This is a genomic window from Cognatilysobacter bugurensis (genome assembly GCF_014652095.1).
GTDB lineage: Bacteria > Pseudomonadota > Gammaproteobacteria > Xanthomonadales > Xanthomonadaceae > Cognatilysobacter > Cognatilysobacter bugurensis.
Map to the genome: position 1 here is coordinate 162,536 of NZ_BMYD01000005.1, position 17,968 is coordinate 180,503.

The following is a 17,968-nucleotide window of genomic DNA, read 5'->3' on the forward strand; positions in this document are numbered from 1 at the left end:
CTCAGGTCCGCGCGGCGAGCGCGCGTTCCGCGATGCGCGCGAGCGCAGCCGCGTGGGCGGGCGCGTCGTTGAGGCAGGGGATGTAGCGCATCTCGCCGCCGAGGGTGGCGAATTCCTCGGCAAGCATCATCGACACCTCCTCGAGCGTTTCGAGACAGTCGACCGCGAAGCCCGGTGCCACCACGTCGACGCGTTTGACTCCGCTGGACGCAAACGCGCGCAGCGTCGCGTCGGTCGCGGGTTCGAGCCAACGCTCGCGGCCGAAGCGCGACTGGTAGCTCAGCGACCACGCGTCGTCGGGCAGGCCGAGCGCCGCCGCAATGTCGCGCGCACTCGCCTCGCACTGCTGCGGATACGGATCGCCCGCATCCGCAAGCCGCTGCGGCAGGCCGTGGAACGAGAACAGCAGGTGATCCCCGGCGCCGTGCAGCGCGCGGTGCGTGCGGATCGAATCGGCGACTGCGGCGATCCATTCGGGCGCGTGGTGGTAATCGTCGATCATCGCGGTCGCCAGGCCGTGCGCCCCCGCGGCAGCGTCGCCGACCGATGCGGTCGTCGTCGTCGAGTACTGCGGGTACAGCGGCAGCACGAGCGCGCGGCGCACGCCCTGCTCGCGCAGCGCGTCCAGAACCTTCGGCAGCGCAGGATTGCCGTAGCGCATCGCATCGACCACGCGCAGCGCCGGCAGCTCGAGCTGCACCGCACGCGCGAGGCGCCGGGTGTAGACGGCGAGCGGCGAGCCGCCGTCGTCGCCGTCGATCCAGATCGAGGCGTATTTGTGCGCGACCGGCTTGCTGCGCAGCGGCAGGATCACGAAATGCAGCAACGGGCACCACAGCCAGCGCGTGAGCTGCACGACGCGGTGGTCGTGCAGGAACTGGCTCAGGTACCGGCGCACCGCGCGCGGCGTCGGCGCATCGGGCGTGCCGAGGTTGACGAGCACGAGGGCGGTGTCGGCGGAGGCGGGCGCGGTCATCCGCATAGGATGACAGCTGCGCGCGTCACAGTGCCGGGCCTGCGCATGCAACGCTGAGTTGGGCGCGCATCACGATCGCTGCTTCCCCCTGCTTCGGTTGCGGCGGGATTCATTCGCCCATCACTAGCCTGAATCGACCGTCCGCCGCCCGCCTTCCCGTGGAGTTCCGCATGTCCCGTCTGCCGCGTCTTGCCGCCCTTGCGCTCGCCCTGAGCCTGGCCACCTCTGCTGTCGCAGGCCCGACCGAGGACGCACGTGCACGCAACGCGCTGCGTGTGCTCACCGACATCCAGCGCATTCCCGAGTCGGCGATCCCCGACAAGCTGCTCGACGAGGCGCGCGCGATTGTCGTCGTGCCCGATGCGCTCAAGGTCGGCCTCGTGTTCGGTGGCCGCCGCGGCCACGGCCTGCTGTCGGTCAAGCAACCTGACGGCAGCTGGTCGAGCCCGGCGTTCGTGAAGCTCACCGGCGGCAGCGTCGGCTTCCAGGCCGGCGTGCAGTCGGCCGACATCGTGCTGGTGTTCCGCTCTGAGCGAGGCCTGGATTCGATCGTTAACGGCAAGGTCACGCTCGGCGCCGACGCGGGCGTCGCGGCCGGTCCGGTCGGGCGCAACGCTGCGACCGCGACCGACGGCCAGCTCAAGGCCGAGATCTGGTCGTGGTCGCGCGCGCGCGGGCTGTTCGCCGGCATCGCGCTCGACGGCGCCGTGCTCACGATCGACGACGCCGCGAACCAGGCGGTCTACGGCGCCGGCACCACGCCGCGCATGATCTTCGAGGGCCGCGCGCCCGGCGCGGCGCCGGACGCCGTGGTGTCGTTCCGCGATGAGCTCGAGGAAGCGACCGCGTCCGCACGCACGAGCCGCGGCGGCCCGGTTGCGGCGCGCGCATCGAGCCCCACCGCGGTCACGACGCCCGTGGCGGCGCCCGCCGCGCCGGCCCAGGCGACGCCGCAGCCGTTCGAGACGGTCGAGGGGCAGGCCACGGTCGAGCCCCTGCCGCGCTGAGCCCACCGCCGCGGCCGCCACCGCGGCTGTCACATCGCTGCGCTATTCTTTTCGACCTGGCGTTTCAGCCTTAATCCGACGGGTGCGTTCCCATGGGCAGTCTGAGTTTGACCCACTGGCTCATCGTGCTGGTGATCGTGGTGCTGGTGTTCGGCACCAAGCGCTTGGGCAACGTCGGCAAGGACCTTGGCGACGCGGTCCGCGGCTTTCGCAAGGGCATCCGCGACGACGACACCGAGGCCGGCCCGCCGGCGCAGCTGCGCGACGACGCGCGCCGCGACGGCGTGCGCGAGGACACGCGCGAGACGACGTCCGCTGCGGACCGACGCGACCCGCGCTGAGCGCACGCGCGGCCGCGCCCATGTTCGACATCGGCTTTTCCGAACTGTTTGTCATCGCGGTCGTCGCGCTGCTCGTGCTCGGGCCCGAGCGGCTGCCGAAGGCCGCGCGCTTTGCGGGGCTGTGGATGCGCCGCGCGCGCGCGCAGTGGTACACGGTGAAGTCCGAACTCGAACACGAACTCGCGGCTGAGGAACTGCGCCGCAGCCTGCGCGAGACACAGGACGAATTGCGCGCCGCGCACGCCCACGTCCAGCGCGAGGGCACCTCGCTCCACGACGAGTTGCGCACGGCGGTCGACCCCGAAGTGGCCGCGGCGCCGACGCGCGACGACGCCGGTACGCCGGTCGAGACCGTGCCTGTCGATTCGCCGGCCGTTCGCGATGAGCGCTGAGCTGCAACCCGGCATGGTCCCTGACGAACCCCGCGCCCACGCGAGCCCGGCCGACGACCCCGCCGCCGACGAGCCGCGGCTGCTCGATCACCTGCTCGAGTTGCGCGGCCGCCTGCTGCGCGCGGTGCTCGGGCTGCTTGCGGTGTTCGTGGTGCTGCTGCCGTTCGGCAACAAGCTCTACGGGTGGCTCGCACAGCCACTGCTGCAGAAGCTGCCGGCCGGCGCGCAGATCATCGCGGTCGAGGTCGCCTCGCCGTTCTTCGCGCCGGTCAAGCTCGCGTTCTTCACCGCGCTGCTCGCAACGATGCCGTGGCTGCTCTACCAGGCCTGGGCGTTTGTCGCGCCGGGCCTGTACTCGCGCGAAAAACGGCTCGCATTGCCGCTGCTCGTGAGCGCCGTGGCGCTGTTCTACATCGGCTGCGCGTTTGCGTTTTTCCTGGTGCTGCCGGGCGTGTTCGGCTTCCTCGTGCACATCGCGCCCGAGGGCGTGGCGATGATGACCGACATCAACGCCTACCTCGACTTCGTGCTCGTGATCTTCCTCGCGTTCGGCGCGAGTTTCGAACTGCCCGTCGCGCTCGTGATCGCCGTCGTGCTGGGCTGGGTCACGCCCGCGCAGCTGCGCGAGGCGCGCGGCTACGCGATCGTCGGCATCTTCGTGATCGCGGCGATCATCACCCCGCCGGACGTGGTCTCGCAGCTCATGCTCGCCATCCCGATGGTGCTGCTTTACGAGCTGGGCATCATCGCCGCGCGCTTCGTGACGCCGCGCGAGCGCTGACCGCCCGGCGCAACGCGCGCCGTGAGGCGGCCGGGATCAAGCCCGGCGATCGACGGCCTTCAGGCCTCGACCATCCCCGGAACCGGCGGCGGCACCGGCGAATCGCCGAGCATGCGCCGCCATGCGTGGTAGACCAGCCCTGCCAGCACCGGCATCAGCACCGCGAAGATCAGCAACTGGCTGACGAACTGCCCCGCCGCCGCGCCGATCAGCCAGCCGAGCAGCCCGCTCACGAGGCCGACCGCGAGGCTCAGCGCGATGAACGTGATCACCAGCAGCACCGTCATCACGAGCAGCGCCGGCAGGTTGCGCAGGCACGCCCGCAGGCTCGCCCCCATTGCGGCGAAACCGCTGCGACCGCGGTAGAGGATTTCAGGCGTCGCCACGAACGTGAAAAGACCGGCGACGATGACGATGAACATCGCGAGCAGGAAGAACTGCGAGATCTTGTCCTGCGGCAGCGTCTGGATCAGCTCGGGCTGCGCCGCCGGGTTGGCTTGGATCTGCTCGACGACGCTCGTGATCTGCTGCAGCTCGCTTTCGGTCAGCATCGCGAAGAACACCACGCCCATCACGAGCAGCGCGCCGATCTGCGGCAGCAGCAGCGTGAGCAGCGACAGCGCACGGCCGTTGCCCAGGCCATGAAACAAAAGCGCGGGCTGCGCGGGGCGCCCGGCGTCAACCTCGCGCGCGGCGTGGATGAGACCGGCGAACAGGACCGGACCGAGCAGCCACATCGCGAGCGCGGGGAAGCTGCCGATCATTGACGCGAGCGCCGACAGTGCGCCCCAGATCAACCCGAGCAGGCCGAGCTGCAGCGGCGCGCGGCGCAGCAGCGCGAATCCGCCGAGCAGCCATTCCGCGCCGTCGCCGGCCGGCACCTTGCGCACATCCGTCATCGTCGCGTCTCGTGTTGAATCAGAAGAATCCGCGCATGGTGCCTGTCCGGCGCGCGGCGCGCATCCGCCCGCGTCAGGCGGTCAGCGCACGCGCGTGGCGCACGAAGCGGCGCAGCACGCGACGCGCATGCGGCGTCGCGCTGACCGTGCGCGCGACCGCGTGCGGGCAATGGCCTTCGTTGCGCAGCGCATCGCGGCGGGCCCGCACGTAGCCGCGCATGTGCACGGTGCTGAATTCGGGGTGGAACTGCACGCCCCAGGTGCGATCGCCCCAGCGGAACGCGTGGCAGGCATCGTGCACCGAGCGCGCGAGCACCGTCGCGCCTTGGGGCGCGCGCAACACCGTCTGCAGGTGCGTGGCCTGCGCGGCAAACCGCTCGGGCAGGCCGGTAAACAGCGGATCGTGCAGCGCGGTGTCGTGCAGTTCGAGCTCCACGGTGCCCATTTCGCGGCCGTCCGGGTGCCAGCCGACCTCGCCGCCGAGCGCATGCGCGATCAGCTGGTGGCCGTAGCAGATGCCGAACAGCGGCAGCCCAGCACGCGCCGCGTCGCGCAGCCACTGCGCGGTCGCTTCACTCCACGGCTCGCGGTCGGTGACCATCGCGCCGGAGCCGGTGACGATCACCCCGGCAAACCCGTCGCGCGAGGGCAGCGCATCGCCGCGCTGCACGTCGACCGCAACCGCCTCGTCGGCGCCCAGGCCTGCGGCGACGCGGATCCAGTGGGGAAAGCCGCGATGGCGGCGCATCGAGGCGACCGGCTGGCCGGTCTCGATAATCAGAAAGGGGCGGGTCACGGTCAAGACGATTCCGGGCAGGCGCGGCGCAGCGCCTGCCGCCAAGGGGCGGGCGTGCGCGGGGAACAGAGGATGATCGTGCGCGTGCACCGCGCCGGGCGCTGCGCGCCGCGTCACAGCTTCAAAGCCGCTGCAGGGCGGTCGCTATACTAATCCGCTTTGCGCAGCGAGCGACCCGATGCCGGCCCCGCAGCTTGATTCACGCGTGCCTCGCGTTTCCCCGACGTTCCAGGACCTCATCCAGCGCCTCAACGCGTACTGGGCCGAGCAGGGCTGCACGTTGATCCAGCCGCTCGACCTCGAGGTCGGCGCCGGCACGTTCCACCCGGCCACGTTCCTGCGCGCGCTCGGCCCCGAGCCGTGGCACGCCGCGTACGTGCAGCCCTGCCGCCGCCCCACCGACGGCCGCTACGGCGAGAACCCGAACCGCCTGCAGCGCTACTACCAGTACCAGGTGGCGATGAAGCCGTCGCCGGACAACATCGTCGAGCTGTATTTCGATTCGCTCAAGGCGCTCGGCGTGGACCCGCAGGTGCACGATCTGCGCCTGGTCGAGGACAACTGGGAATCACCGACGCTCGGCGCCTGGGGCCTGGGCTGGGAGGTCTGGCTCAACGGCATGGAGGTCACGCAGTTCACGTACTTCCAGCAGGCCGGCGGCATCGAGTGCAAGCCGGTGCTCGGCGAGATCACCTACGGCCTCGAGCGTTTGTGCATGTACCTGCAGAACGTCGACAACGTCTACGACCTGATCTGGACGTACGGGCCGGACGGCACGCCGGTGACCTACGGCGACGTGTACCACCAGAACGAGGTCGAACAGAGCGCGTACAACTTCGAGCATGCCGACGTGGCCGAGCTGTTCCACCGCTTCGACGCCTGCGAGCGCGAGGCCGCGAAGCTCATCGAGCTCGGCCTGCCGCTGCCTGCCTACGAACAGGTCTGCAAGGCCTCGCATTCGTTCAACCTGCTCGACGCGCGCCGCGCGATCAGCGTGACCGAGCGCCAGCGCTACATCCTGCGCGTGCGCCGCATCGCGCAGGGCGTGGCCGATGCGTACTTCGCGCAGCGCGAAAAGCTCGGCTTCCCGGGCCTCAAGCGCACGCAGGAGGCCGCGTGATGACCGCGATGCAACCGCTTCTGGTCGAACTCGGCACCGAAGAGTTGCCGGTCAAGGCACTGTCCGGCTTGGCGCAGGCGTTCTTTGACGGCGTGCTCGAGGGCCTGCGCAAGCGCGGCATCGAGATCGAACGCGGCGACGCGAAGCCGCTGTACACGCCGCGCCGGCTCGCCGTGATGCTGCCCGCAGTGGCCACCGAGCAACCGGAGCAGAAATCCGAGGTGCTCGGCCCGTACCTCAACATCGCACTCGATGCGAACGGCGCGCCCACGAAGGCACTGCAGGGCTTCGCCGCGAAGGCCGGCGTCGAATGGACGCAGCTCGAGCGCACCAGCGACGCGAAAGGCGAGCGCTTCGTGCACCGCGCGGTTAAGCCCGGGGCGCGCACGGCCGACCTGCTTGGCGAGATCGTGCGCGAGGCGATCGCCGCGATGCCGATCCCCAAACCGATGCGCTGGGGCGCGCATGCGCACGCGTTCGCGCGGCCGGTGCACTGGCTCGTGCTGCTGCTCGGCAATGACGTGGTCGACGCCGAGTTGCTCGGCGTGCGCAGCGGACGCACCAGCCGCGGACACCGTTTCATGCACGACGAGAACATCGTCATCGATGCGCCGTCGAGCTACATCGATGCGCTGCGCGCCGCGCACGTGATCGTCGACCCCGACGCGCGCCGCGATCGCATCGTCGCCGAGGTCGAAGCCGCCGCGCGCCAGGGCGGCGGGCAGGCACGTATCGACGCCGGCATCCTCGAGGAGGTCAACGGCCTGACCGAATGGCCGCATGCGATCGCATGCAGCTTCGACCGTGCGTTTCTCGCGGTGCCGTCGGAAGCGCTGATCGCCACGATGGAGGCGAACCAGAAGTTCTTCCCAGTGCTCGATGCGGACGGCCGGCTCGGCGAGCGCTTCGTCGGCGTTGCGAACATTGCCTCGCGCGACGAGAGCGAAGTGCGCAAGGGCTACGAGCGCGTGATCCGACCGCGCTTTGCCGATGCGAAGTTCTTCTTCGATGAGGACCTCAAGCAGGGCCTCGCGGCGATGGGCGAGGGCCTTGCGGGCGTGACCTACCAGGCCAAGCTCGGTTCGATCGCCGACAAGGCCGCGCGCGTGGCGACGCTGGCCGAGTCGATCGCGACGCAGGTCGGCGCCGATGCCGCGCTCGCGCGCCGCGCCGCGCAGCTCGCGAAGAACGACCTGCAATCGCGACTCGTCGGTGAATTCCCGGAGCTGCAGGGCATCGCCGGTCGCCATTACGCGCAGGCTGCAGGCGAATCGAGCGAGGTCGCCGCCGCGATCGACGAGGCGTACATGCCGCGCTTCTCGGCCGATTCGATCGCGCCGTCGAAGCTGGGCCAGGTGCTCGCGATCGCCGAGCGCCTGGACACGCTGGCAGGCGGCTTCGCGGCCGGCCTCAAGCCGACCGGCAACAAGGACCCGTTCGCACTGCGTCGCAATGCCTTGGGCCTGGCGCGCACGTTGCTCGAAGGCGGGTTCGACCTGCTGCCGTTCGCGCTGCTCGAACACGCGGTGTCGGTGCAGCCCGTGAAAAACGATGACTTCAGTGCGTTCGAAGTCACGCAGTTCATCTACGACCGCCTGCGCAGCTATTACGCCGAGCGCGGCGTGCCGGCCGAGCAGTTCGCGGCGGTCGAAGCGGTCGCGCACGACTCGCTGCCGGATTTCGACGCGCGCCTGCGGGCGATCGGCGCATTCGCGGCGCTGCCCGACGCCGCTGCGCTCGCCGCGGCGAACAAGCGCATCCGCAACATCCTGCGCAAGGCCGACGAGCCGGTGCCGTCGCGCGTCGATCCCTCGCTGTTCGCACTCGATGCCGAGCGCGCGCTCGCCGATGCGGTCGACGCCGCGATCGAGGAGACCGAGGCCGCACTCGAGCAGCGCGATTACGTCGCCGTGCTGATGCGGCTCGCGCAGCTGCGCCCGCAGGTCGATGCGTTCTTCGACGCGGTGATGGTCAACGTCGACGATGCCGCCGTGCGCGGCAACCGCCTCGCGCTGCTGCAGCGGCTCGGCGACCGGCTCGGCAACGTCGCGGCGATCGAGCACCTGTCGATTTGACCGGCACGTAGCGCACACGCGGCGGCTGCGGTCGCCGCATGCGGTCGTTACCTCGTGCGCGGCCGTGTGCCGCGCGGACGCCGACGCTCCGCGGGGCGTGTGGCGGCAGCAGGCGCCGCGCAACTTGCAGGCGCCCCGGTCCGGCCCGCGCTGCGCGCTGCGTCCAGACCCGCCGGCCGATGGCCCGGCGCCCGTCCGGGCGCGGGCGGCGCAGACCCCGCCCTGCAGCGCGGCCTTAATCGAACGTCGACATCGCCTGCGTATGCTGCCGCGATGCCGCGCCTTCCCGCCTGTCTGATCGCCGCCGTGCTCCTCGCCGTTGCCGGCGCCGCCCAGGCCGCCCGCATCACGCGCGTCGACGTGCAGGGCCTCGACGAGGCGATGACCGAGAACGTCCGGCAGTCGCTGTCGGTCGTCGACGCGATCGACGAGGAGGTGTCCGAGCGCCGGCTCGAGTACCTCGCCGGCGAGATCGAGGAGGAGACCCGCGGGGCTCTGGAGCCGTTCGGGTACTACTCGCCGACCGTGCGCATCACCCGCAGCGGCGCCGACGGCGCGGCGGCGTACACCGTCAGCGTCGATCCGGGCGACCCGGTGCGCGTGCGCAAGACGACGGTGGCGATCGAAGGCGACGGCCGCGACGATCGCTACCTGCGCGAGGAGCTCGCCGAATTCGAGCCGTCCCAGGGCGAGGTGTTCGAGCACCCCGTCTACGAGTCGAGCAAGGCGCAGATCAGCAGGCGCCTCGCCGAGCGCGGGTATTTCGACGCGGACTTCGAGCAGCGCCGCGTCGAGGTCACGCGCGCCGAGCAGGCCGCGGACATCGACCTCGTGTGGAACAGCGGTCAGCGCTACGACCTCGGCGAGATCGATTTTGTGCAGAAGCCGGAGCCGGTCGTCTACGAATCGCTGCTCGAGCGGCTCGTGTACTGGGAGCCGGGCACGTACTACCACCAGCGCCGGCTCGATCGACTGCGCGAGGCGCTGGTGCGGCTGGATTACTTCTCCAGCATCGACATCCAGGTGCGGCCCGAGGACGCGGTCGGCAACGACGTGCCAGTGACGGTGCTGCTCACGCCGGCCAAGCGCAGCGTGTACACCGCGGGCCTCAGCTACGGCACCGACAGCGGCGGCGGTGTGTCGCTCGGCGCGGAGCGGCGTTACGTCAACATGCGCGGCCACAAGGCGCTCGCGCAGCTCGACTACCTGCAGCGGCGCAAGGCGCTCACGTTGCGCTACCGCATCCCGGCGTTCGCGTGGTTCGAGGGCTGGTACACGTTCAGTGCTCAGGTCGCGGACGAGCAGACCGATTACCTCGACAGCCGCCGCATCGAGTTCGTCGCCAGCCGCAGCGGCGAACTCAACGAGTTCCTCACCGCAACCGTCGCCGCACATGCGCTGCGCGAACGCTGGGCGTACACGGTCGAAGACGTCGATGCCGACGATGCATTCGTCGATTACCGCTATGCGACATTCACGTTTCCGTCGATCCGCGCCGAATACATCGACGCCGACAGCCGCCTCGAGCCGCGCAACGGCATCGGCGCGACGCTGATGCTGCGCGGCGGCGTCGAGGGCGTGGGCTCGGACGCGACGTTCGCGCAGGTGCACACGACCGCGCGCTGGTATCGCGAGCTCGACCTGCGCAGCCGTCTGATCCTGCGCGGTGAGCTCGGCCGCACGCTGATCGAAGATCCCGTCGGATCGCTCGCACCGAGCATCCGCTTCCATGCCGGCGGCGACCGCAGCATCCGCGGATACGCGTTTCGCGAGGTCGGCCCGCGCATCGGCCCGGAAGGGCGCCAGTACGCAATCGGCGCGCGCAACGTCGTCACCGGCAGCGTCGAGTACGAGCGCTACTTCACCGAACAATGGGGCGCGGCGGTGTTCGTCGACAGCGGCAGCGCGTTCAACGATTCACCCGATTGGCGCACCGGCGTCGGCATCGGCGCGCGTTGGCGCTCGCCGGTCGGACCGGTGCGCGTGGACATCGCGCGCGGGCTCGATGACCCCGACTCCTCGTTCCAGCTCTACCTGAGCCTCGGAGCCGAGCTGTGACGCTGCCCGACGCGAAGCACGATCCAGACGGCCTCTCGCCTGAAGAACGCGAAGCGCGCATCGCCGAGCTGCGCGCAAAGCGCCATGCGCGTACGAAGAAGCTTGCGATCCGCAGCAGCCTCGTCGCCGGCCTGGTGACGCTCGCGCTGGCGGCGTTTGCGTTCTGGCTGCTCACCACGATCGGCGGGCGTGACCTGCTGCTCGCGCAGATCCAGGCGCGGCTGCCGGAGGGGGCGACCCTCGAGTGGCGTGCGGCCGAAGGCCCGGCGTCGGGCCCGCTCACGCTGCACGACGTGAAGTTCGAGTTCGGCGACGTGCGCTTCGCGGCCGAGCGCGTGATGCTCGATCCCGCGCTCGGGCCGCTGATCGGCCGGCGCCTGCGCCTCGATGCGCTCGCGGTCGAAGACGCGCTGCTCGTGCTCCCGCAGAGCGACGAGCCGTTCGAACTGCCGCGCTGGCCCGAGATCCTGCCGCAGATCGAGCCGCCGATCGCGATCCAGGCCGACGACATCCGCGTCGACAACCTGCGCGTCGTGCGCGCGGGCGAGCCGGTCATTGCGATCGACCGCATGCGCGGCGGTATCACGGCGAGTTCCGGCCGGCTGCACCTGGAGCACGTGGTCATCGACAGCGACCGCGGCCGGTTTGCGGTGCACGGCGATTACGTGCCGGCCGAGCAGTACCGCATGGACCTCACCGCAAGCGCGGTGATTCCACACCCCGAGCGCCGCACGCCGATGCGGCTGGGCCTCGTCGCCCGGGGCGATCTCAGCCATCTCGACGCGGCGGTCGCAGGCGCCGCGCCCGGCCCGGTGCGCGCCACGCTCACGCTGCGCGCGCCCCCGCGCCCGGGCGACGACGACGAAGCCGACACCGAGCGCGCGCGCTGGCAGCTGCGCGTGGACGCCGACGCGCTCGACACCGCGCTGCTCGCCGGCGCCGACGTGGCGAGCGAAACGCTGATGTCGCTGCGGCTGCGCGCCGAGGGCGTGGGCGGCACGATGCAGGCGCAGGGCGAGCTCGAACAGGGTGCGCTGACCGCCCGCCTGCGACCCTCGGAGATCACGATCGCCGAGCAGGTGCTCGCGTTCGATCCGCTCATCGTCGACGTGTTCGGCGGCACCGTGACCGTGCGCGGGCGCGGCGACTTCGGCGACGCCGGCGAGCCCGGCGGGCGCGAGCTCAACTACGCGGTGCGCGCCGAGGGGCTGGAGTGGGGCGGCGACACCGGCCCCGCAGTGGCGGCGAGCGCGCGCTTCGACCTCACTGGCACGCAGGCCGCGTGGGCGGTCGACGGCACCGCGAAGCTGGCGCGCGACGGCGAGAACGCGACGCTGCGCCTGGCCGGCCGCGGTGCCGAGCAGCGCCTGCAACTGACCACGCTGCGCGTCGACATGCCGACCGGCACGCTCGACGTCGCCGGCTCGCTCGCCTGGGCCCCGCAGCTGCAGTGGGACCTGCGCGCGCAGCTCGCCGGGTTCGACCCCGGCTACTTCGCGCCCGCCTGGGACGGCGCGGTGCGAGGCCTGATCACCTCTCAAGGCCGCGCGCTCGACACCGGCGGCTTTGATGCGACCGCCGCGGTCCGCGAGCTCGGCGGCCGCCTGCGCGGTCGCGCGCTCGGCGGCGAGGCCGCGTTTGCGATGCGCGGCTGGCAGGGCGAGGCCGAGGCCGCGCTCGCGCTGGGCGATGGCTCGCTGGCGCTCGACGGCACGTTCGCGCTCGAGCCGCGCCTGCAGTGGAATGCGGAGGCCACACTCGACGACGTCGACCCCTCGCTCGTGCTCGACGGCTGGGACGGCGCCGTCGATGCGCGGCTCGCCACGCGCGGCCGTGCACAGGACGCCCCGCCCGGCGCGCCGCAGCCGCTCGACATCGCGGTGGACGTCGAACGCCTCGGCGGCACCCTGCGCGGGCGCGCGCTCGGCGGCGACGCCCGCGTCGCGATCGAAGGCCTCGGCGGCACCGCGCCAGCGCGCTACCGCGGCGATGTCGACGTGCGCATCGGCAACAGCGTGATCGACGCGGAAGGCACGATCGGCCGCACGCTCGACATCGATGCGCGCCTCGCGCCGCTGCAACTCGCGGATCTGCTGCCGGACGCCGAGGGCGTGTTGCGCGGCACGTTGCAGCTCAGCGGTCCGCGCACCGCGCCGAGCATTGCCGCGGATCTCGAAGGCCGCGACATCGCGATCGGCGCGCTGCAGGCGCAGTCGCTGAGCGCACAGGGCCGGTTGCCATGGGACGCGAGTGCGCCGGCGGGTTCGCTCGATGTACGTGCGCGCGGTCTGCAGGCCGGCCTGCCACTCGACACCTTCAACGTGCAGGCGCGCGGCGCCGTCGAGGCGCTCTCGCTCGAGGCGACCGCGAGCGGTGAGGCCGGCGAGCTCGCGCTCGAAGGCCGCCTGCGCCGCACCGCGCAGACTTGGGCCGGCACGCTCGCCGCGCTGCGCCTCGACCCCGAACCCGGCGGCGCGTGGGCGCTGCGCGAGCCCGCGTCGTTCCGTTTCGGCGGCGGCACCGTCGTGCTCGAACGCACGTGCCTGGCGGCCATCGACGGCGCAGGCGCGCTGTGCGCGAACGCGGACTGGCCGCGCCGCGGCGTCGACATCGACGGACAGGGCCTGTCGCTCGCGCTGCTCGAGCCCTACCTGCCGCAGCGCGACGACCGCTCGTGGCAGCTGCGCGGCGACCTCGCGCTCGATGCGCAGCTCCGCCCCGTCGGCAACGGCTGGCGCGGCCAGGCGACGCTGCGCTCACAAGACGGCGGCGTCGGCCTCGGCGACGGCACCCGCCCCGAGCTCATCGGCTACGACAACCTCGCGCTCGAGGCCGCGTTCACGCCCGAGCGCCTCACCGGCACGCTGTCGACCGCGCTCTCCGGCGGCGGCCGCGTCACCGCGCGCCTGGCGACCGGCTGGGATGCCACGTCACCGCTCGACGGTGCGCTCAACATCGACGTGAACGAACTCACGTGGATGGAGCTGCTGTCGCCCGACATCGTCGACCCGCGCGGGCGCATCAGCGGCGCGCTCACGTTCGGCGGCACGCGCGCGAACCCACGGATCGGCGGCCAGGCGCAGTTGTCGAGCTTCAGCACCGACGTGCCCGCGCTCGGGCTCACGCTCGAAAACGGGCAGGCGCGGCTCAACGCGCAGCCCGACGGCAGCGCCCTGATCACCGGTCGCGTGCAATCGGGCGAGGGCGTGCTGCGCGTCGACGGTCGCCTCGGCCTCGCCTCGGGCGCCGCGCCGCTGGTGCTGCAGGTCACCGGCGACAACGTGCTCGCGGCGGACACGCGCGAGCTCGAAGCGATCATCGAGCCGAACGTGCGCGTGACCGTGCCGCTCGCCGATCCGATCACCGTGACCGGCACCGTCCGCGTGCCGCGCGCGGAGATCAACCTCGAGCGGCTCGACCGCGGCGTCAAGGCGTCGTCCGACGTCGTCGTGCTCGACCCGATCGACGGCGAGACCAACGAGCTTGCGACGCCGGTCGTGCTCGACCTCACGCTGGTGCTCGGTGAGGACGTCGAACTCAACGGCTTCGGCCTAGCGGGCGGCCTCGACGGCCAGCTGCGCGTGCAGACCGCGCCCGGCAAGGACATGACCGCGCGCGGCCAGCTTGAGGTCGACGGCCGCTACGCCGCATACGGCCAGCGCCTGACGATTACGCGCGGGCAGCTGCAGTGGTCGGGCGGTCCGGTCAACGATCCGATTCTCGATATTCGCGCCGAGCGCGAAATCGGCGACGTCACCGCCGGTGTCGACGTGCGCGGTCGCGCTTCGGCGCCGCGCGCATCGGTGTGGTCGAGCGAAGGCGGTTCGCAGTCCGAGGCACTTTCGTATCTCGCGCTCGGCCGCCCGCTGTCCACCGTGACCGGCGACGAGGGTGAGCGGCTCAACGCGGCCGACGCCGCGCTGTCGGCCGGCGGCAGCCTGCTCGCCTCGCAGCTCGGCGCGCGCATCGGCCTCGACGACGCCGGCACGCTGCAGACGCGCACGCTCGGCGGCAGCGTGTTCGGCATCGGCAAGCACCTGTCCCCCAAGCTTTACATCGGCTACGGCGTGTCCCTGCTCGGCACCGGTCAGGTGCTCTTGCTCAAGTACCTCATCGGCCTCGGCTTCCTGCTCGAGATCGAATCGAGTTCGGTCGAAAACCGCGCGTCGGTGAATTACCGCATCGAACGCTGACCCACGCTCGCGGCACGCTTCACTGCCTGTGCGCGCGCGCGATGCTGCCATGGGGCCCCCCGATGCGGAGCCTCCCCATGAGCAAGATCGTCCCGAACGACGATTCTGACGACACCTCGCGCGGCGAGCTGCGCAAGCCGCTCGACTGGGCCAATCAGCCCGAGCAGGGCGGCGACCACACGCCGCCGAACCCCGGCCACGCAAACCCGCTGAACGACCGCGCGCGCCACGAGGAACTTCAACCGCCGCGCACGCCCGCGCCGCCGCACCTGTAAGCCGCGATGCGCATCCACCATCTCAACTGCGGCACGATGTGCCCGCTCGGCGGCCGGCTCATGGACGCGCGCGACGGCACGCTCGTCTGCCATTGCCTGCTCATCGAAACCGAATCGGGCCTCGTGCTCGTCGACACCGGCCTCGGCGTCAAGGACGTCGAGCACCCGCAGCCGCGGCTGAGCCGTGCGCTGCGCTCGCTCGTCCGCCCGCGCCTGCACCTGGCCGAGACCGCGCTCGCGCAGATCAAGGCGCTCGGCTACGCCGCAAACGACGTGCGCCACATCGTGATCACGCATCTGGACTTCGACCACGCCGGCGGAATCGAAGACTTTCCGTACGCGCAGGTGCACGTGTACGCGGAGGAACTCAACGCTGCGACGCATCGCCGCTCATGGCTGGCACGGCGACGCTATCGGCCGCTGCAATGGGACCAGGCGATCCAGTGGAAGACCTACATCGCGCACGGCGAGCCGTGGTTCGGTTTTCGCTGCGTGCGCGAACTCGAAGGACTGCCGCCGGAGATCCTCATGGTGCCGCTCGTGGGGCACACCTACGGCCACTGCGGCGTGGCGGTCCAGGACGGCTCGGGCTGGCTGTTGCACGCCGGTGATGCGTATTTCTTCCGCGGAGAGATGCCGCAGGGCGAGCACACCGGTGAGGCGCCGCATTGCACGCCGGGCCTGAGCTTCTACCAGCGCTTCATGGAGGTCGACCGCCGCTCGCGCCTGCTCAACCAGACGCGCCTCCGTGAGCTTGCGACCCACCACGGCAAGGACGTGCGCATCGTGAGCGCACACGACGCGGTCGAGTTCGAGCGCGCCCGCGACGCACGGCGCGGCCGGCACTGAGGCGCCGGCCGTCCGCTGCGGCGACCGGGCATCCCGGTCGCCGCCGATCGGCTTAGGACTGCGCCGGCGGAGTCGCTGCGGCGTTCGCCGCGCCGCCGAGCTGCGTCTGCAGCTGACGGGCCGCTTCGAGGTGCTTGGCGACCGCTTCACGTGTCTGCGTGAGGAACGTGCGGACGCCTTCGTTCTGCGCACCCGGGATCAGCTGCGTATCGAGCATCGCCAGCGTCTTCTGGTGGCCGTTGACCATTTCCTCGATGTACGCGCGCTCGTAATCCTGGCCTTCCATCGCCGCCAGACGGTTACGCGCGTTCTCCGACTCCGTGCGCAGCGTCGCGACCTGCGGGCCCGTGCCGATCTTCACGTTCGCGCTGCCTTCGAGCGCACGCGCCTTCTCGATGTTCGCGGTGTGCTCCTTGATCATCATGTCCGCGTACGCCATCGAAGGCGCGCTGACCTTCTTCGAACGCGCCTGTTCAGCCGCTGCGATCTCATGCTCGTCGACGACGATCACCATCCCGAGCGCGTCGCCTTCCACGACGGTCGCTGCGGGCGCCGGTGCGCCTTCCGCGAGCAGCGGATCGTTCTCGGTTGCCGTGGCGGTCGGATCATCGACCATCGCGTTCGCGTTTTCTGCGGGCGCGACGATCTCCTCGTCGCCGACGGCGTTGTTCTCGCCCTCGCGCTCGTTGCCGCACGCCGTCAGGATCGCAAGCGACAAGGCCGCGACGGTCAGGAAAGAAGTCTTCTGGTTCATTGCTTGGGTCTCCACTGCAAAAGCGCTCGCGCGCGAATCGCAGCACGCTAGGTCACGCGGTTGCGTACGCACCGTGAAAGCCGCGGGCGTGCGGTCGAGCTGCAAGGGCTGACGCCGCTGGCAAAACTTGCACGCGACACGGAGGTTTCGCGCGCCGATCGAAGGCTGTGATCCGTCTGCAGAAGCCCGCGCCCGACATGGCATGCCGTGTGCTTCGGCTGTGCGTCATCCGCGGGTTGCCGCGGCCGACCACCGCCCTTCGGAGACGTCCATGGCCCTGAGCCTCACCGACATCAAAGGCTGCCCACTCGACCGCCAGCGTTTTACGTGGCGCGACCTGGTGCAAACGCCGATCAGCAAGCTCGACGATGACGCGTTTACCCGCGTGCGCATCATCCTCATGAATGGCATCGAGTTCGAGGCGAACCGCTTCTCGCACGGTGCCGCGCGCATGAACCTTGCGTTGCGCGAGCCGCTCGCCAAGCTGCGCCGCGTCGAGCAGCACCAGGCCACCACGATCAACTGGCTGCTCGGCGCCGACCACTCTCCGCTCGAGACCACCATTGCCTACGAGCAGGTCGCAATCGAGATCACCGCCGCGGTCGCGCAGCGCGAGCCGGACCCATACCTCGCGCAAACCTACCGCTTCGGCTTGCTCGAGGACTTCGACCATCTGTACCGCTACAGCGCCATGCTCGACCGGCTCGAGGGCAAGGATGCGAACAACATCCTGCAGTGCTACACCGACATCCTTCCGGGCCGCCCGACCGTCGTCGAGCACCGCGCGCCCGAGGACGACCTGCGCCGTCCGATGGATGCCAAGACCGCGCATCCGCTGAGCAAGCTGCACGCGCTGACGATCATGGCGGCCGAGCAGCAGACTCACAATTACTACATGAACATCGGGCCGCTCTTCAGCGACCCTGTCGCGCGCCTGCTGTACGCGGAGATCGCCTCGATCGAGGAGCAGCACACCACGCAGTACGAGTCGATCATCGATCCGACGCAGACGTGGATGGAGCAGTGGCTCATGCACGAGGTCACCGAAGCCTACAACTACTTCGGCTGCGCCCAGCAGGAAAAGAACCCGCGCATCCGTGCGATGTGGGAACGCTTCCTCGATTACGAGCTGGGCCACGTCGCCTACGTAATGGAGCTGTTCAAGCAGCACGAGCGGCGCGATCCGATGGAGATCCTGCCCGAGAAGCTGCCCGATCCGATCCCGTTCGATTCGCAGCGCGACTTCGTGCGCGAGGTGCTGTCCGGTGAGGTGGACCTGCGCGCGAACGGGCCGGACTATGTGCCGCTCGACGAGGAAAGCCAGGCGTCGATCGATTACCGCGAGCACATGAATTCGCAGGGCTCGCCGACCGAAGCCGTCGCCGCCGGATACCGCTGGCGCCCCGGCACCGAGCTGTCCACGCGCGTCAACCAGATCGGCCACGCCTGAGC

At 70.6% G+C, this 17,968-nt stretch carries 15 protein-coding genes; 11 read left to right on the forward strand and 4 right to left on the reverse strand.

Going from position 1 to position 17,968, the window contains the following annotated elements; genetic code table 11:
* Position 1 precedes the first annotated feature (1 nt).
* Entirely contained in the window at positions 2–976 is a 975-nt protein-coding gene (gene hemH, locus IE075_RS13660) for a ferrochelatase (protein WP_189457576.1), read from the reverse strand.
* A gap of 179 nt (positions 977–1,155) precedes the next feature.
* On the opposite strand from hemH, the gene IE075_RS13665 reads away from it, so the two are divergent.
* The 4 genes from IE075_RS13665 to tatC all read left to right on the forward strand — a co-directional run bounded on the left by IE075_RS13665 (position 1,156) and on the right by tatC (position 3,497).
* Entirely contained in the window at positions 1,156–1,983 is an 828-nt protein-coding gene (locus IE075_RS13665; RefSeq protein ID WP_425489382.1) for a lipid-binding SYLF domain-containing protein, read from the forward strand.
* A 92-nt stretch (positions 1,984–2,075) separates the two neighbouring features.
* Positions 2,076–2,324, forward strand: a complete 249-nt coding sequence (gene tatA, locus IE075_RS13670) for a Sec-independent protein translocase subunit TatA (protein WP_189457580.1) — start codon at positions 2,076–2,078, stop codon at positions 2,322–2,324.
* Between the two features lie 20 nt (positions 2,325–2,344).
* A complete protein-coding gene (gene tatB / locus IE075_RS13675; protein ID WP_189457582.1) occupies positions 2,345–2,716 on the forward strand; it encodes a Sec-independent protein translocase protein TatB in 372 nt (123 codons plus the stop codon).
* 13 nt (positions 2,717–2,729) lie between these two features.
* Entirely contained in the window at positions 2,730–3,497 is a 768-nt protein-coding gene (tatC, locus tag IE075_RS13680; RefSeq protein WP_189457584.1) for a twin-arginine translocase subunit TatC, read from the forward strand.
* A 59-nt stretch (positions 3,498–3,556) separates the two neighbouring features.
* Here the strand turns inward: tatC and IE075_RS13685 are convergent, their stop codons facing one another.
* Positions 3,557–4,396 (reverse strand): BPSS1780 family membrane protein, encoded by an 840-nt coding sequence (locus IE075_RS13685; RefSeq protein ID WP_189457586.1) that lies wholly within the window; start codon positions 4,394–4,396, stop codon positions 3,557–3,559.
* A gap of 73 nt (positions 4,397–4,469) precedes the next feature.
* Complete coding sequence (locus tag IE075_RS13690; protein ID WP_268244944.1) at positions 4,470–5,192, reverse strand: glutamine amidotransferase; 723 nt, start codon at positions 5,190–5,192, stop codon at positions 4,470–4,472.
* Between the two features lie 178 nt (positions 5,193–5,370).
* Between IE075_RS13690 and glyQ the strand changes: the two genes are divergently transcribed.
* The 6 genes from glyQ (at position 5,371) to IE075_RS13720 (ending at position 15,762) form a co-directional block, all read left to right on the forward strand.
* Positions 5,371–6,312, forward strand: a complete 942-nt coding sequence (gene glyQ, locus IE075_RS13695) for a glycine--tRNA ligase subunit alpha (protein WP_189457590.1) — start codon at positions 5,371–5,373, stop codon at positions 6,310–6,312.
* Positions 6,312–8,387: a glycine--tRNA ligase subunit beta gene (gene glyS, locus IE075_RS13700; RefSeq protein ID WP_189457592.1), complete on the forward strand. Its 2,076-nt coding sequence runs from the start codon at positions 6,312–6,314 to the stop codon at positions 8,385–8,387. The genes glyQ and glyS overlap by 1 nt, the downstream gene beginning before the upstream one ends.
* 273 nt (positions 8,388–8,660) lie before the next feature.
* A complete protein-coding gene (locus IE075_RS13705; protein WP_189457594.1) occupies positions 8,661–10,445 on the forward strand; it encodes an autotransporter assembly complex protein TamA in 1,785 nt (594 codons plus the stop codon).
* On the forward strand, positions 10,442–14,638 hold the full coding sequence (locus tag IE075_RS13710; protein ID WP_189457596.1) for a translocation/assembly module TamB domain-containing protein: 4,197 nt from the start codon (positions 10,442–10,444) through the stop codon (positions 14,636–14,638). Before IE075_RS13705 ends, IE075_RS13710 begins: the two co-directional genes overlap by 4 nt.
* A gap of 77 nt (positions 14,639–14,715) precedes the next feature.
* Positions 14,716–14,913, forward strand: a complete 198-nt coding sequence (locus IE075_RS13715) for a hypothetical protein (RefSeq protein WP_189457598.1) — start codon at positions 14,716–14,718, stop codon at positions 14,911–14,913.
* A gap of 6 nt (positions 14,914–14,919) precedes the next feature.
* The gene (locus IE075_RS13720; RefSeq protein ID WP_189457600.1) at positions 14,920–15,762 is read left to right on the forward strand and encodes an MBL fold metallo-hydrolase; all 843 of its coding nucleotides are present in this window, start codon (positions 14,920–14,922) and stop codon (positions 15,760–15,762) included.
* Between the two features lie 52 nt (positions 15,763–15,814).
* Here IE075_RS13720 and IE075_RS13725 read toward each other — a convergent pair whose 3' ends face one another.
* Complete coding sequence (locus tag IE075_RS13725; protein ID WP_189457602.1) at positions 15,815–16,516, reverse strand: DUF4142 domain-containing protein; 702 nt, start codon at positions 16,514–16,516, stop codon at positions 15,815–15,817.
* Between the two features lie 271 nt (positions 16,517–16,787).
* Here IE075_RS13725 and IE075_RS13730 point away from each other — a divergent pair, with 271 nt between their 5' ends.
* Positions 16,788–17,966 carry a hypothetical protein gene (locus IE075_RS13730; protein ID WP_189457604.1) on the forward strand — a complete coding sequence of 393 codons (1,179 nt, stop codon included), beginning with the start codon at positions 16,788–16,790 and terminating at the stop codon, positions 17,964–17,966.
* The last annotated feature ends 2 nt before the right edge of the window (positions 17,967–17,968 follow it).

Excerpts from the sequence above, each read along its gene's own strand:
- hemH (WP_189457576.1), bottom strand. The coding sequence starts at position 976 with ATGACCGCGCCCGCCTCCGCCGACACCGCCCTCGTGCTCGTCAACCTC.
- tatA (WP_189457580.1), top strand. The coding sequence starts at position 2,076 with ATGGGCAGTCTGAGTTTGACCCACTGGCTCATCGTGCTGGTGATCGTG.
- tatB (WP_189457582.1), top strand. The coding sequence starts at position 2,345 with ATGTTCGACATCGGCTTTTCCGAACTGTTTGTCATCGCGGTCGTCGCG.
- tatC (WP_189457584.1), top strand. The coding sequence starts at position 2,730 with ATGGTCCCTGACGAACCCCGCGCCCACGCGAGCCCGGCCGACGACCCC.
- IE075_RS13685 (WP_189457586.1), bottom strand. The coding sequence starts at position 4,396 with ATGACGGATGTGCGCAAGGTGCCGGCCGGCGACGGCGCGGAATGGCTG.
- glyQ (WP_189457590.1), top strand. The coding sequence starts at position 5,371 with ATGCCGGCCCCGCAGCTTGATTCACGCGTGCCTCGCGTTTCCCCGACG.
- glyS (WP_189457592.1), top strand. The coding sequence starts at position 6,312 with ATGACCGCGATGCAACCGCTTCTGGTCGAACTCGGCACCGAAGAGTTG.
- IE075_RS13705 (WP_189457594.1), top strand. The coding sequence starts at position 8,661 with ATGCCGCGCCTTCCCGCCTGTCTGATCGCCGCCGTGCTCCTCGCCGTT.
- IE075_RS13715 (WP_189457598.1), top strand. The coding sequence starts at position 14,716 with ATGAGCAAGATCGTCCCGAACGACGATTCTGACGACACCTCGCGCGGC.
- IE075_RS13720 (WP_189457600.1), top strand. The coding sequence starts at position 14,920 with ATGCGCATCCACCATCTCAACTGCGGCACGATGTGCCCGCTCGGCGGC.
- IE075_RS13725 (WP_189457602.1), bottom strand. The coding sequence starts at position 16,516 with ATGAACCAGAAGACTTCTTTCCTGACCGTCGCGGCCTTGTCGCTTGCG.
- IE075_RS13730 (WP_189457604.1), top strand. The coding sequence starts at position 16,788 with ATGGCCCTGAGCCTCACCGACATCAAAGGCTGCCCACTCGACCGCCAG.